General features: G+C 60.7%; 16 protein-coding genes, 1 tRNA gene and 1 pseudogene. All 18 read left to right on the top strand.

Annotation, left to right across the window (positions count from 1 at the left end; all coding sequences use genetic code 11):
* Positions 1-132 precede the first annotated feature (132 nt).
* Positions 133-987: a glutamate racemase gene (murI, locus tag Q0J57_RS08425; protein WP_297219212.1), complete on the top strand. Its 855-nt coding sequence runs from the start codon at positions 133-135 to the stop codon at positions 985-987.
* 140 nt (positions 988-1,127) lie between these two features.
* A complete protein-coding gene (locus Q0J57_RS08430) occupies positions 1,128-1,403 on the top strand; it encodes an HU family DNA-binding protein (protein WP_297219214.1) in 276 nt (91 codons plus the stop codon).
* A gap of 64 nt (positions 1,404-1,467) precedes the next feature.
* A tRNA-Ser gene (locus tag Q0J57_RS08435) sits at positions 1,468-1,557 on the top strand.
* A gap of 173 nt (positions 1,558-1,730) precedes the next feature.
* Positions 1,731-2,933 carry an integrase arm-type DNA-binding domain-containing protein gene (locus Q0J57_RS08440; protein WP_297219216.1) on the top strand — a complete coding sequence of 401 codons (1,203 nt, stop codon included), beginning with the start codon at positions 1,731-1,733 and terminating at the stop codon, positions 2,931-2,933.
* A 188-nt stretch (positions 2,934-3,121) separates the two neighbouring features.
* A complete protein-coding gene (locus tag Q0J57_RS08445; protein WP_297219218.1) occupies positions 3,122-3,349 on the top strand; it encodes a DUF4160 domain-containing protein in 228 nt (75 codons plus the stop codon).
* Entirely contained in the window at positions 3,346-3,819 is a 474-nt protein-coding gene (locus Q0J57_RS08450; RefSeq protein ID WP_297219220.1) for a DUF2442 domain-containing protein, read from the top strand. The genes Q0J57_RS08445 and Q0J57_RS08450 overlap by 4 nt, the downstream gene beginning before the upstream one ends.
* A 294-nt stretch (positions 3,820-4,113) precedes the next feature.
* Entirely contained in the window at positions 4,114-4,833 is a 720-nt protein-coding gene (locus Q0J57_RS08455; RefSeq protein ID WP_297219222.1) for a hypothetical protein, read from the top strand.
* Positions 4,834-4,937: 104 nt separating this feature from the next.
* Positions 4,938-5,174: an AlpA family phage regulatory protein gene (locus Q0J57_RS08460; protein WP_297219224.1), complete on the top strand. Its 237-nt coding sequence runs from the start codon at positions 4,938-4,940 to the stop codon at positions 5,172-5,174.
* 52 nt (positions 5,175-5,226) lie between these two features.
* Positions 5,227-5,613, top strand: coding sequence for a hypothetical protein (locus Q0J57_RS08465; RefSeq protein ID WP_297219226.1), 387 nt, complete (start codon positions 5,227-5,229; stop codon positions 5,611-5,613).
* Between the two features lie 377 nt (positions 5,614-5,990).
* The gene (locus Q0J57_RS08470; protein WP_297219228.1) at positions 5,991-6,545 is read left to right on the top strand and encodes a hypothetical protein; all 555 of its coding nucleotides are present in this window, start codon (positions 5,991-5,993) and stop codon (positions 6,543-6,545) included.
* Positions 6,542-9,166 carry a DUF927 domain-containing protein gene (locus tag Q0J57_RS08475; protein ID WP_297219230.1) on the top strand — a complete coding sequence of 875 codons (2,625 nt, stop codon included), beginning with the start codon at positions 6,542-6,544 and terminating at the stop codon, positions 9,164-9,166. The genes Q0J57_RS08470 and Q0J57_RS08475 overlap by 4 nt, the downstream gene beginning before the upstream one ends.
* Positions 9,167-9,416: 250 nt before the next feature.
* Entirely contained in the window at positions 9,417-9,809 is a 393-nt protein-coding gene (locus Q0J57_RS08480; RefSeq protein ID WP_297219231.1) for a hypothetical protein, read from the top strand.
* Positions 9,802-10,152 (top strand): hypothetical protein, encoded by a 351-nt coding sequence (locus Q0J57_RS08485; RefSeq protein WP_297219233.1) that lies wholly within the window; start codon positions 9,802-9,804, stop codon positions 10,150-10,152. The genes Q0J57_RS08480 and Q0J57_RS08485 overlap by 8 nt, the downstream gene beginning before the upstream one ends.
* Positions 10,142-10,606, top strand: coding sequence for an ERCC4 domain-containing protein (locus Q0J57_RS08490; protein WP_363315472.1), 465 nt, complete (start codon positions 10,142-10,144; stop codon positions 10,604-10,606). Before Q0J57_RS08485 ends, Q0J57_RS08490 begins: the two co-directional genes overlap by 11 nt.
* 46 nt (positions 10,607-10,652) lie before the next feature.
* Positions 10,653-11,168 carry a hypothetical protein gene (locus Q0J57_RS08495; RefSeq protein WP_278337787.1) on the top strand — a complete coding sequence of 172 codons (516 nt, stop codon included), beginning with the start codon at positions 10,653-10,655 and terminating at the stop codon, positions 11,166-11,168.
* A gap of 15 nt (positions 11,169-11,183) precedes the next feature.
* Entirely contained in the window at positions 11,184-11,477 is a 294-nt protein-coding gene (locus Q0J57_RS08500; RefSeq protein ID WP_278337786.1) for a hypothetical protein, read from the top strand.
* A 142-nt stretch (positions 11,478-11,619) separates the two neighbouring features.
* Complete coding sequence (locus tag Q0J57_RS08505) at positions 11,620-11,916, top strand: hypothetical protein (protein ID WP_297219236.1); 297 nt, start codon at positions 11,620-11,622, stop codon at positions 11,914-11,916.
* Positions 11,917-11,977: 61 nt separating this feature from the next.
* Positions 11,978-12,148: pseudogene (locus Q0J57_RS10160) on the top strand (HGGxSTG domain-containing protein); the annotation flags it as partial.
* Positions 12,149-12,251: the final 103 nt, after the last annotated feature.

Below are 12,251 nucleotides of genomic sequence, written 5' to 3' on the forward strand. Positions count from 1 at the left end.
TGCGGCCCCTGGAAAACCATAGCCACAAGCGCCACGACTGGCAACGGCAGAAAGGGGCACTTCCCCCTTTACAGCCGGCACGGGCTGGGGCAGGGTAGGCGCGTTCCCTTTCACCTGCCCGAGGATGTGCCCATGCCCGTCACCCGTTCCCTTTCCGTCAGTCCCGCGCTGCCCATCGGTCTTTTTGATTCCGGCATCGGCGGCCTTACCGTCCTGCGTGCCATCAGCCACCGCCTGCCCCAGGAAAAGCTGCTCTATCTGGGCGATACGGCCCGCCTGCCCTATGGTACCAAAAGCCGGGACACCATCATCCGCTACACCCTCAAGGCAGCCCAGAAACTGGTGGACGAGGGCATCAAGATGCTGGTCATTGCCTGCAATACGGCCACCAGCGCCGCCTTGCCCACCCTGCGCGAGCATTTCTTTCCGCTGCCGGTGCTGGGCGTGGTGGAGCCAGGCGCCCAGGCAGCCGTAGCGGCCACGCGCAACCGCTGCATTGCCGTCATCGCCACCGAGGCCACCATTACCGACGGCGCCTACCAGCAGGCCATCACCCGCCTGTGTCCGCAGGCCACGGTGCTGGGGCGGGCCTGTTCCCTCTTTGTGCCCATGGCCGAAGAAGGCTGGATTGACGGCCCCCTGGCCGAAGGCGCGGCCCACCGCTACCTTGACGATATCTTTACACCGGCCGTCACGGCCCCGCGACCCGATACCCTGGTGCTGGGCTGCACCCATTTTCCGCTGTTCAAGAAGGTCTTGCAGCGGGTCATCGGCCCGCAGGTCCACATTGTGGACTCGGCGGAGACCACGGCCCTTGCCGTGGACGGGGAATTGCAGCGCCTGAACCTGCTGCGCCCGGCAGATGCGGCGGAAGAGCCGGCTCCCCGCTTCATGACCACGGACAACCAGCAGCGCTTTGTGCGCACGGCCAGCCTTTTTCTGGGGCGCACCCTGCATCATGGCGAAGTTGAGCTGGTCAATCTGTAAAAAATGAGCAAAAAAACGCGCCAAAAAGCCTTTTTGACCGCAAGAATACCGACTTTTTGTTGACAGGGGGTGCCGCCTTCCTTACAACAACTCAATCCAACTCGGGGCGCCTCGCCCCTCATCATAACTGGAGAACGATCATGACCAAAGCCGAGCTTGTTGAAAAGATTTATGCCAAGGCCGGTCTGCCCACCAAGGCCAAGGCGGAAGAAGCCCTTGATGCCGTCGTGGCTTCCCTGCGCGAAGCCCTGGCCGCCGGAGAGTCCGTGACCTTTACCGGCTTCGGCAGCTTCAAGGTCGTGGAACGCGCCGCGCGCAAGGGGCGCAACCCCCGTACCAACGAGGAAATCACCATCCCCTCCAGCAAGGTCGTCAAATTCACTCCCGGCAAGGGCCTGAAAGACGCCATCAAGTAAGCTTTAGCGTCATCCACAATACAAAATGGCGTCAGCCCTTCGGGGAGGACGCCGTTTGCATTGCGGAGGGGTGGCAGAGCGGCTGATTGCGGCGGTCTTGAAAACCGCTGAAGGTTTACGCCTTCCGGGGGTTCAAATCCCTCCCCCTCCGCCAAACTAGAGTTCACCAAAGTTCGTAGAAGTCCGCAAAGCCTTGAGCTGCGCGGACTTTCTTCGTTTTTGAGGTTCGTTGAAGTCCGCCAAGGTTCATAGACAGCCGCGAAAAAGGGGGGTACGTTTGTGGGGTATCTGAAAAAACATACCCCCTGAAAGTCAGGAGTACCCCCAATGGCCAAGAAGCTGACGGATACCGCTGTGAAAACGGCGAAGCCCAAGGAAAAGCCCTACAAGGTGGCGGATGGTGACGGGCTGTATGTGCTGGTCAACCCAGGCGGCGGCAAGCTCTGGCGGCTCAAATACCGCTTTGAGGGGAAAGAAAAACTCCTGGCCATCGGCACCTATCCTGCCGTTTCTCTCAAGGAGGCGCGGGCCCGGGCGGTCACGGCAAAGGAAATGATCGCACGCGGCATAGACCCCTGCGCCGCACGCAAGGCAGCCAAGGCGGAAGCCCTCGCCAAGAGTCTGACCTTTGAAGTGGTGGCGCGGGAATGGCACAAGAAGAAGCTGGCGGGCTGGACGCCCAACCATGCCCGGCAGATCATCCGGCGACTGGAGACCCTGGCCTTTCCTGACCTTGGCAGCAGGCCCATTGCCGAGCTTGGCGCGCCGGACTTCCTGGCTGTGCTGGGCAAGGTGGAGCGGCAAGGCCACCTGGAGACAGCCCGCCGCCTTGCCCAGATATGCGGACAGGTGACGCGCTACGCACGCCTTGCCGGGATGATCGTCGCAGATCCGGCAAGCCATCTGACCGAAGCCCTGACCACAAAGCCGGTGCGCCACCATGCCGCCATCACCGAACCGCAGGAGATCGGCGCCCTGCTCCGGGCCATAGATGACTATCCGGGGGACGTGTCCGTTTCCTTCGCCCTGAAGATCATGCCGTATGTCTTTGTCCGCTCCAGCGAGCTGCGGCGGGCCTCCTGGACGGAAATCGACCTGGACAGGGCGGAATGGCTGATACCTGCCGAACGCATGAAGATGCGGCGGCCCCACCTTGTCCCGCTTGCCCGGCAAGTGGTGGGGATGTTCCGAGCCCTGCACGCCATCACCGGCAACAGGGAGCTTGTCTTCCCCGGTACGGCTTCTGCCACGCGCTGCATATCAGATGTTGGTCTGCTCAACGCCCTGCGCCGGCTGGGCTATGGCCGGGATGAAATGACCGTCCACGGCTTCCGCAGCATGGCTTCTACCCGGTTGAACGAAATGGGCTACCGCCCTGACGTGATCGAGGCACAGCTTGCCCATGCCGAAAAGAACAGCGTAAGGGATGCCTACAACCGTGCCCAGTATGTGGAAGAGCGCCGCCGCATGATGCAGGAGTGGGCCGACTACCTGGACAGCCTGCGGGACGGTGAAGGGGGTAACGAATAATGAGCCCCTGCCCTTGCCGGTGAATTGCCTACCTTGGCCGTTTTGGAGGTGTAAAAGGTGTAAAGGTGTAAGCGCCCTACAGCCACAAGGGTTTGCGGCTTACACCTTTCGGATTACACCTTTTTTGAAGGTGTAAAGGTGTAAGCGCAGGGCTTGTAATAGTGCAACTATTGCTCTATTATGGCGGCATGCCCACATTGAAACGCTTCCCATCCTTCAAGATCGAGATCCGTTACCGCGACCACCTGCCGCCCCATGTGCATGTTTTGTCCAGAGATCGGCGGGAAGTCCTGGTAGAGCTGGAGAGGCTGGCCGTTACCGGTAATATCCCCCGGCATGACCTTGCCGAGGTCCTGACATGGATCGCGGACAACAGGGGGGAGCTGATGACGATATGGAGGAACTACCACCCATGAGCAGATTTTTCTTTCCCGAATTGCAGGGGGTGGAGGCGCTGGCCCCCTATCGCCTGCGGACGCGCTGGAGCACCGGCGAAGTGCTGGACGTGGACGTGTCCGGGATACTCCACAGCCTGCCGGAGCTTGCCCCCCTGCTGGAGCCGGAGACCTTCGCCCTGGTGCATGTGGGGGAATGGGGCGGCACGGTGGAATGGTTTGATAGCGAGCTGGGCGCGGATAACGTCTATGCTTGGGCAAAGGAGCAGGCCGGGCAGCCAAGCCATGAGATGCTGGCGGCATGGATGAGGCGCAACGGCCTTTCCCTGACTACCGCCGCCGCTGCCCTGGGCATGAGCCGCCGCATGGTCTCCTATTACCGCACGGCCCGGAAGCCCATCCCCCGGCATGTGTGGCTGGCCTGTCTTGGATGGGAGGCGGCGGGATGCAAGGACGGCCTGCCCTTCTCCTTGCCGGGAAAGGTGGCCTGAGCTGGCGGCCTTCTGGGGATTACCCAAGGATTTCAGGGGCGTTGAAATAACAGGGGGGGGTGCCCCGGCAAGCAATGTTGTACCATGGCAACCGGTGGAGTGGGTACCATCCATGTACACCCATGGAGTCAGTTCAGGTCTGAGAGCTACGGCAGGCCGCTGCGGTGATGGGCCGTAGCTGGATTTGTTGGACTTTTCCCCGGCTAGGCATGGCGTCATGAACCATGCCGAAAAGGCGGAACCCTTGCCGCCCTGCCGGGGAGCTATCAAGGGAGACCCTGCAAGGGGGGATATATGATCGCGGAAAGAGTGCTGAAACAGCTGGAAAGACTGCGAGAAGGCACGCCCGCCTTTTTTGATTTTGGCCTAAGTGAAGCACTAAACAGATTTGAAAATGAAAGATATGATAAATCTATCAAATATATATTCATTCCATGCGACTTTGAATCGTGGATAAAAAAGAAGTTATGGACAGTACATGAGGCATCTGTAATTTTTTTAGGACTAGAACCTTCAGTTTTTCTTGGGTATGAACAGAGATATTTTTATCTAAAAGATAATCATAAAGACCGAGGTGCTGATTTTAAAATATATTGTGAAATAGCTTATTTTACACTGGAAAGAACAGAAATATTAAAAGAAATTGAACGTTGCGTCATGGAAAGAGCAATAAGTGTAACAAATACTACAGAACGAGCATATATTAATGCGTCTGCTATTTGCCATCTTTTCATGGTGCGAGGTATGCCTATTCCTAATGAGTTGTTAAATTTTGCAAAAGGAAATATGGACCCTGTAACGATATGGGAAAAATTCTTAGAAAAAGAACAAGATAAAAAGACTGTAAAAACTCTTTCCACATACCTATATAGGAAGCAAGGTAGATCGTGGAAGGAAATCGCCTCAATTTTCAATGTCCAGGAACGCACTGCTATGCGCTGGATTGAAAATGAGGCAGGTGAGCAGCTCCGGCAAAAAAACGGCCTTCCTGAACTCCCCTACAAGATAGGATAGAAAGGGCAGATGTCATAGCATGTCGCATTTTGTCATCTTCATGACAACCACAAAAGTTCGTTAACCTCCTTGCAAATACATTAAGCTGCAAGGAGGTTTTTTTCATGTCCGCTACTGTTCAAAGCTCCCCCGCCCCTGTCCTGCCGGAAACCGGATTTCTGCGCCTGGCCGATGTGCTGCTGTTCGTACCTGTCTGCCGGACTGCCTGGTACAACGGTGTGAAGTCCGGGCTGTTTCCCCAGCCCGTGGCCCTGGGCAAGCGTGCCCGCGGCTACCGCGTGGAAGATGTGCGCGCCCTGATCGACCGTCTCAATGCCGGTGAGGGGGCTGTCAATGCGTAATAAAAAAGCCCCCAGCTTGGCGGCGGTGGGGGCAGGTAAAAAAGGCGGCAAGGTGAGGGATCTTGCTTGTCCCCATTCTGCCACACCTGCCCGCCCCGCACAAGCCGAATGCTGCGACCGCTGCCAGTTTTTCCGCGTTGTGGCCCTGGCTTCCGGCCATGACCGCAAGCTGTGCATGATGACCGGTTCAAAGCTCACCACCGCCGCCGGCTGGTGTGACCTGTTCGCGCCCGGCAAGTGGGAAGAGACCTGGGCCGATCCTGCACCGGCCCCCCGTCAAAGCTGGCTCTACCGTGTCTGTAGGCATGGCATCGTGCCGTCCTTCCGGGCCGCCATCATCGGCCTTGTGGGATGCCGTTCCCATTACCTGCCGGACGGTCGCGGCTGGCCTGTCCTCTGCCCCGGCTTCAAGGTGAAGGAGGGCTGCCATGCCGCGTAGCAATACCGCTGGATCTTTGCGGCCCTTGACGCGCGCCCTGGCTTTGGGCATGGTTGAGTTCCCAAATCAAACGAGGCGTAGCAAGCGCCTTTCCTGCATCCCCAATGCCGGAAGAAGTCTTGCCGCACAGACTGCTTTTGCTGTCAACGCTCCTGCCGGACGTATGCCCGGCGGGCTGCTTGCGCATATTGGCAGGGTTGTAACGTCCAGTATCCGTGAGGACTGGCGGCTTCGTTTGAGCCGGGGAGCGTTATACCCTGCCTTTTTTATTTCTCCCGAATCAAACGAGGCCCTCATGATTCCTTTCATCCCCGCCGCCCTGTGGCACACCGTCGCGGCCCATCCCTGCAACGTCATTCCTGCCGGGGAGGTGCGCCATGCGTAACGACCTGCCCACCATTGCCCCCGATCAGATGAAGACCCTCAAGGCTGCGGTGCTGGCCGCTGCTCTCTCCCCTGCCGATGCTGACCTTGACCATGCCGGGAAGTCCCGCCGCTGCAACGCCCTGTATGGGCAGCTCTTCCGCCGCTACGGCATCGACCGCCCCCAGGACATGCCCGCCATGGCCCTGGGGGACGCGCTGCGGTGGCTTGAAGAGCAATCCCGCCCCAACTCCCATGCCGGGCTTGAAGAACGCGCACGCGCCGCGCTGGAGCGTCTGAGGGCCGCAAGGGCCGACCTGTATCAATACCAACAGGCGGTGAAAGAGATGCGGGCCGTGGCCGGTGAGCTGCTGCCCCTGGCCTATGACCGTATGGGGCTGTCCGGCAACGCACGGGCTTTTGTGGCGGATGGCCTGAGCGGGGCAATCATGGGCCAGATTTGGGACGTGGAACGCTCCCTTGTGGAGACAGGGGACAGGGCGGAAGCGTCGGCCCTGGGCCTGCTGCGGCTGGCCCGTGGTCTGGATCAGCAGGAGGTGCGCGAATGAGTGACGACATTTTGAACGCCTTCACGGAAAGCCTGCGCGCCGCCGGGCTGGTGGTGGAGCACGTCCGGACGGACGGCCACCTGCACCGCTGCGGCACCACGGACAGACCGCGCGGCACGGACGGGGCCTACCGCATCCATCTGGACGCCCCGGCCTGCTGCTGGTGGAAGAACTGGCGGACCGGTGATGAAGGATCCCACACGACCAAGCCGGAAAAAGACCTTACCCCTGCCGAGCGCAAGGCCCTGCGGGAGCGCATCGCCGCCGCCCGGAAGGAGGCCGAAGAGGAACAGGCCACGCGCTGGGCCGCGTCTGCCAAGCTGGCCCGGACCATTTGGGATGCGGCGGGCAGTGCATCGGATGCACACCCCTACTTGCAACGGAAAGGCGTCCCTGCCCTTGCCGGTATCCGGCAACGTGAATGGCGGGGCGTAACGGAGCTTCTGCTGCCCGTTCTGGATGCATCCGGCCAACTGGTGAGCTTGCAGTTCATCTTGCCGGAAAAGCCTGCTGAGGGGGCGGACAAGCGCTTTCTGAAGGGTGGCAGGACGGCGGGTGGCTACTGCCCCATCCCGGCAAAGGACGGGAGCAAGGACGCCCCCCTGCTCATAGCGGAGGGCTACGCCACCGCCGCAAGCCTGCACCTTGCCACGGGCCACGCCTGCCTTGTGGCGTTCAATGCCGGGAACCTCCTGCCCGTGGCCCGCATGGCCCGGGACAAGTACCCCGACAGGGAGATCATCCTTTGCGCCGACAACGATTGTGGCGGCGGTGGGGACAGGAACCCCGGTGTGGAGGCGGCAACCAGGGCAGCGCAAGCCATCGGCGGCACGCTGGCCGTCTGCCCCGCCCTGGACGGCAGTAAGGCGGACTTCAACGACCTGCACACGGCCCGGAGCCTTGAAGCGGTGCGCAGGGTGATAGAGGAGGCCCGCCGGAAAACCTTCGCCGTCCATCTGCCAGAAGGCTTTTTCATCCGGGAAACCGGCAAGCATCCGGGCCTGTTCAAGGTGGAGACGAAGGGGGATGATAGCTTTGACCTGCGCATAGGGCCGCCGCTGCGGATCATCGGCAAGACCTTTGATGACGTGTGGGAGAACTGGGGCACGCTCATGACCTGGAAAGACCCGGCCGGGACGGAACACCGCTGGGCATTGCCGGATGACCTGTTGCAGGGACAGGGGCGCGAGTATGCCCAGATCCTTGCGCGTGGCGGCTACTCCATCGCCCCCGGACAGGCGGCCAAGTTCGCCGCATTCATCCAGGGCGTGCGGACGGATCGCTTTGTGACCTGCGTTCAGCGCATCGGCTGGCATTCCGATGCCTATGTCATGCCTGACGTAGCCTATGGCGTCCCTGCGGATACCGTCGTGCTCCAGTCCGCCCGGCATGCGAAGATGTTCAGGACGGGCGGCATGCTGGATGGCTGGCGCGAGATCCCCGGCCTGTGCGCGGGCAATTCCCGTCTTGTCTTCGCGCTGTGCCTCGCCTTTGCCGGGCCCCTGCTGCGCCTGTCCGGCATGGAGGGGGGCGGCTTCAGCTTTGAGGGCGGCTCATCCTCCGGCAAGACCACGGCCTTGCAAATAGCCGCTTCCGTCTGGGGCGGGCCGGAGCATGTGCGCTCATGGAGGACGACGGACAACGCGCTGGAAGGCGTGGCGGCGCTCCACAATGACAACGTGCTGATCCTGGACGAGGTGGGGCAGGTGGGGGCGGCGGCGCTGTCTGAGGCCGCCTACATGCTGGCAAACGGACAATCCAAGGGCCGCGCCGCCCGCGACGGTACACCCCGCGCCCTGCTGACGTGGCGGCTGCTCTTCCTGTCATCCGGTGAGCTGGGGCTTGCGGACAAGCTTGCGGAGAACGGTCTGAAGTCCAGAGGCGGCCAGGAAGTGCGCTTTGTGGGCCTGCCCGTGGACAAGGCCATGCTGACGGATTTTCACGGCCTGCCGGACGCCGGGGCCGTTGCCGACCGCCTCAAGATGCTTTGCGCCGAACACTACGGACATGCCGGGCGGGCCTTCCTGCAATGGCTGTGCGCCCATCGTGAGGAAACCGGCAAGGATATACAGGCCAGCATCCCCCTGATCGTGGACAGTATTTGCCCTCCGGACGCCACGGAACAGGTGCGACGGGTGGCAAAGCGCTTCGCTCTTGTCCTTGCCGGTGGCCTGGCCGCCCAACGGGCCGGGCTGCTGCCCCCTGATATGGAGATCTTGCCCCACGTCCAGAGCTGCCTTGACGACTGGCTTGAGGCCAGGGGCGGGGCCGGAGCCGCTGAAGATGCCGCCATCCTTGCGGCGGTGCGCCTGTTCATCGAGCAGCACGGGGCAAGCCGCTTCCAGGACATGGACACCAACGCCGCCACCTGCATCAATCGTGTTGGTTTCCGGCAAAAGAGGGCGGACGGCATGACGGAGTACCTGATCCTGCCGGAGCCCTTCCGGGCAGAGGTGGTCAAGGGCTACTCCCCACGCCGGGCCGCCGCCGTGCTACGTGATGCCGGATGGCTGCGCAGGAACGGCAACAAAAACTCCGCTGTCTGTACGCTTCCTGATATGGGACAGCGGCGCGTCTACGCTGTCACCTTGCCGGAAGATCGAGAAAACGAGGATGTGTAAACCTGCCCCGCCGTTTTCCGGCGTGTAAGACGTGTAAAGGTGAAAAATCCTACATCCATAAGTGTTTGCGGGCAAATACCCTACTTACACCTTGCTTACACCTTTACACCTTCAAAAAAGGTGTAAAGCCAAAGGTGTAAGCCGCAAAGCCTTGAGTACCAACGGTTCTTACACCTTTACACCTTTTACACCTTCAAAACGGTCTAGGTAAGGGCAGGACTGAAAGGGATGTACCGAAGGAGGCACGGACATGGAGACCATGAGCGATACCATATATCCGGGGCAGGAGTTTTTCCGCATCATCCACGAGGGGGAGCGGGCCGGGCTGTACAGGGTGGAGGTGCTGGCGACCGGCAAGGAAGAGGCAACGCTGCTGGGGGCACCCCTCATAGTGAAGGTGGTGGACGATGCAGCAGGGGACGGCAGGGCGCTGGCTATGGAGTGGCTGGACCCCAACGGCACACGGCACACACTCACCTTGCCGGAAAAGATGCTTGGCGGGCGGCGGATCAGGCCCATCGTCAGGCGGATGGTTCGCGGCGGGTGGCGGTGCTTCCTGCTGGGGAGAGAATCCATATTGATGTTCTCCCGCTTCCTGGTGGCGGCATGGAACACGGAACGGGGGGCGGGCGGCTATGAGTGAAGGCCTGTTCGACGCGGTGCTTGCCTCCCTTCATGACAGGGGGCGGGACCTTCAAAAAACCTCATGTACACGGCAGGGGGAGCAGCCGCCACAAGGGCATCCATGGCCGGTACTGCACGAGCTGAACGAGACATACCAGGTGGGGGCCCTGCCTGCCGATGATGGAAACGGGCTGGTACTGTGGCCGGCGGCGGGCCTGCTGCGATCCGAGAAGCTGGAAGCCCTGCGCTATGCCCGGAACAATATTGAGGCCCTGCTGCATGATCTGGCTCTGGAGCATCTGCCCCGGCAAGTATGGCTGGCTGGACAACAAAAGGAGGGCGGCGGTGCGCGTGATCATTGATAGCAGGGAGCAGGCCCCCTTTCCCTTCCGGGGGCCGCGCTATGAAGGCGTGACGGTGGAAGTGGGCGGCCTGAGCGTGGGCGACTATTCCCTTGCCGGACTGACAGACAGGGTGGCGGTGGAACGCAAGAGCCTGCCGGATCTTGTCATGTGCCTGGGCAGGGAGCGGGAACGCTTTGAACGGGAGCTTGCCAGAGGGGCGGCGCTGGACGCCTTTTGTGTAGTGGTGGAAGCCTCGTGGGCTGATCTGGCCGGTGGGCAGTACCGCAGCAGGATGAACCCGCATGCGGCTTGCCAGAGCGTGGCGGCATTTATGGGACGCTACCGCCTGCCCTTCCTCTTTGCCGGAAGCCGCCCCGCCGCCGAATACTGCACATGGTCTTTCCTCCGGCAATACCTGGAGGGGGCCCGGAAGAGGTTGGCCGCCATCGTGAAAGCCCATGACGCGGCTTAAAAGTCAACGGCTTGTCAACGGTGTTGACCTAAAAAAATGAGGGGCTTTGAACGCATGGGGCAACGTGTGCTTTTCAAAAAATGCCCTGTTTGTGGCGGGCTCTGGAGATTTTTTTGTTATGGGGTGGTGCACGGCGATGATGGTGGAGTCATACGACGTTACTTTCATTGCCGGAAATGCGGTAGCCGCTTGTCGCGTGAATATCGTGAAGAGTGGCGCGTCGTATCAAGAAAGAAAACAACGTGAAGGAGTTTTGCATATGTCCATGAAACAATGGTGGCAGCAATATCGTCCAGGGGAAGTTGAGAGGGTTCTTGCTCAAAGCGAGCAACAGAAAGAGGCCGAACAAAATGCCCATATCGGGCAGTATTTTCAGCAGGAAGCGGAACGGCATCGGGCTGAAAATATACGTCAAGCAAAAGAAGCCGAGGCCATGCGTGCCAAATACGAAGAACGGCGGCGGGGCGGCAAACTAGCGTGGGCGGCCCGCATTCGGGAGACCCCGCAAATGAGGGAAATCCGCCTTGCCGCCGAAGCCGAATCAGCGAAAAACGCAAAATGAGAAGGAGTACCAAGTATGAAGAGAATAGAATTTGTGAAAGGGCAAGAGTTCCTCGGTATGCGGCATCCCGTGGCCATTACTTCCCCTGTTGACAACAATGTGACGTTGGTTCCCGTCACCTCCTTGCCGGTGGCCATTAAGCGCCTGGAGTGGCTGGCAACTGACATGGTTGAGGCGGGGAACCTCTCCACTGATCTTGTGGCCGTGGTCAACGCCATTGACCTGCTTCGCCAAGAAAGGGAGCGCCGCCGCTCGCGCAGGCAGCGTGCGCGGGAAAACAGGAGGGCCGCCAAATATGGACAGCGTTAAACATACCGCGAAAAATGGCGCTGGCCGGGATTCCGGCGGGCGTTTTGCCCCCGGCTGTCATGGAGGGCCGGGCCGCCCAAGGGGGAGCTCAAACAGCCTGCTTGTACAGGCCCGGCAATGGGTGGAGGCGCGGGGCCTGCCCATGATGATAGAGGCCGCCGAAGGTGGCGACATGGACGCGGCCCGGCTGCTGGTGACGCTGGCCATGCCCAAGGTGAAGCCCGTGGCGCCGCCGCTGGAGTGCTTGAAGGACATGCCCATGCCGGAAAGAGACAAGGATCTTGGCCCCGTGGCCGTCTTTCTGCTGGACAAGGTACGCGAGGGGCAGCTTGCCGTGGCCGACGCCGAAGCCGTCTATGAGATGGCGGCACGGGCCACCACGGCGCAGGGCATCGGCAGGCCGTTCAGGCTTGAACCAATAGAGGTGGACTTTGGATAGCCTGATACCTTCATACGCCCAGCCCCGCATCTTGCCGGGCCAGACATGAGGCGCCAAGACCAGGGCCGGGACGCCCTGCAAACGGAAAGACCTGTACGGCAATGGCCGGTGCAAACTGCATGGCGGGCTCTCCACCGGGCCTAGGACAGAGGAAGGCAAACGGCGCTCCGCTGCCAACGGGAAATGTCCCAAGCGGAAGCGCAGGACGGACAGGGAAAAGCCAAGTCCATGAGTGGGTGGGAAAAGTTGGTGTTGGCAGCCAGAGGAGCAGGGAGCAAACGCAATACCTGAACGCAAGAGATCAAGGGGCGTCCAAACTATGGACTCCCTGAGAC

Source organism: uncultured Desulfovibrio sp., assembly GCF_944324505.1.
Lineage (GTDB): Bacteria > Desulfobacterota > Desulfovibrionia > Desulfovibrionales > Desulfovibrionaceae > Desulfovibrio.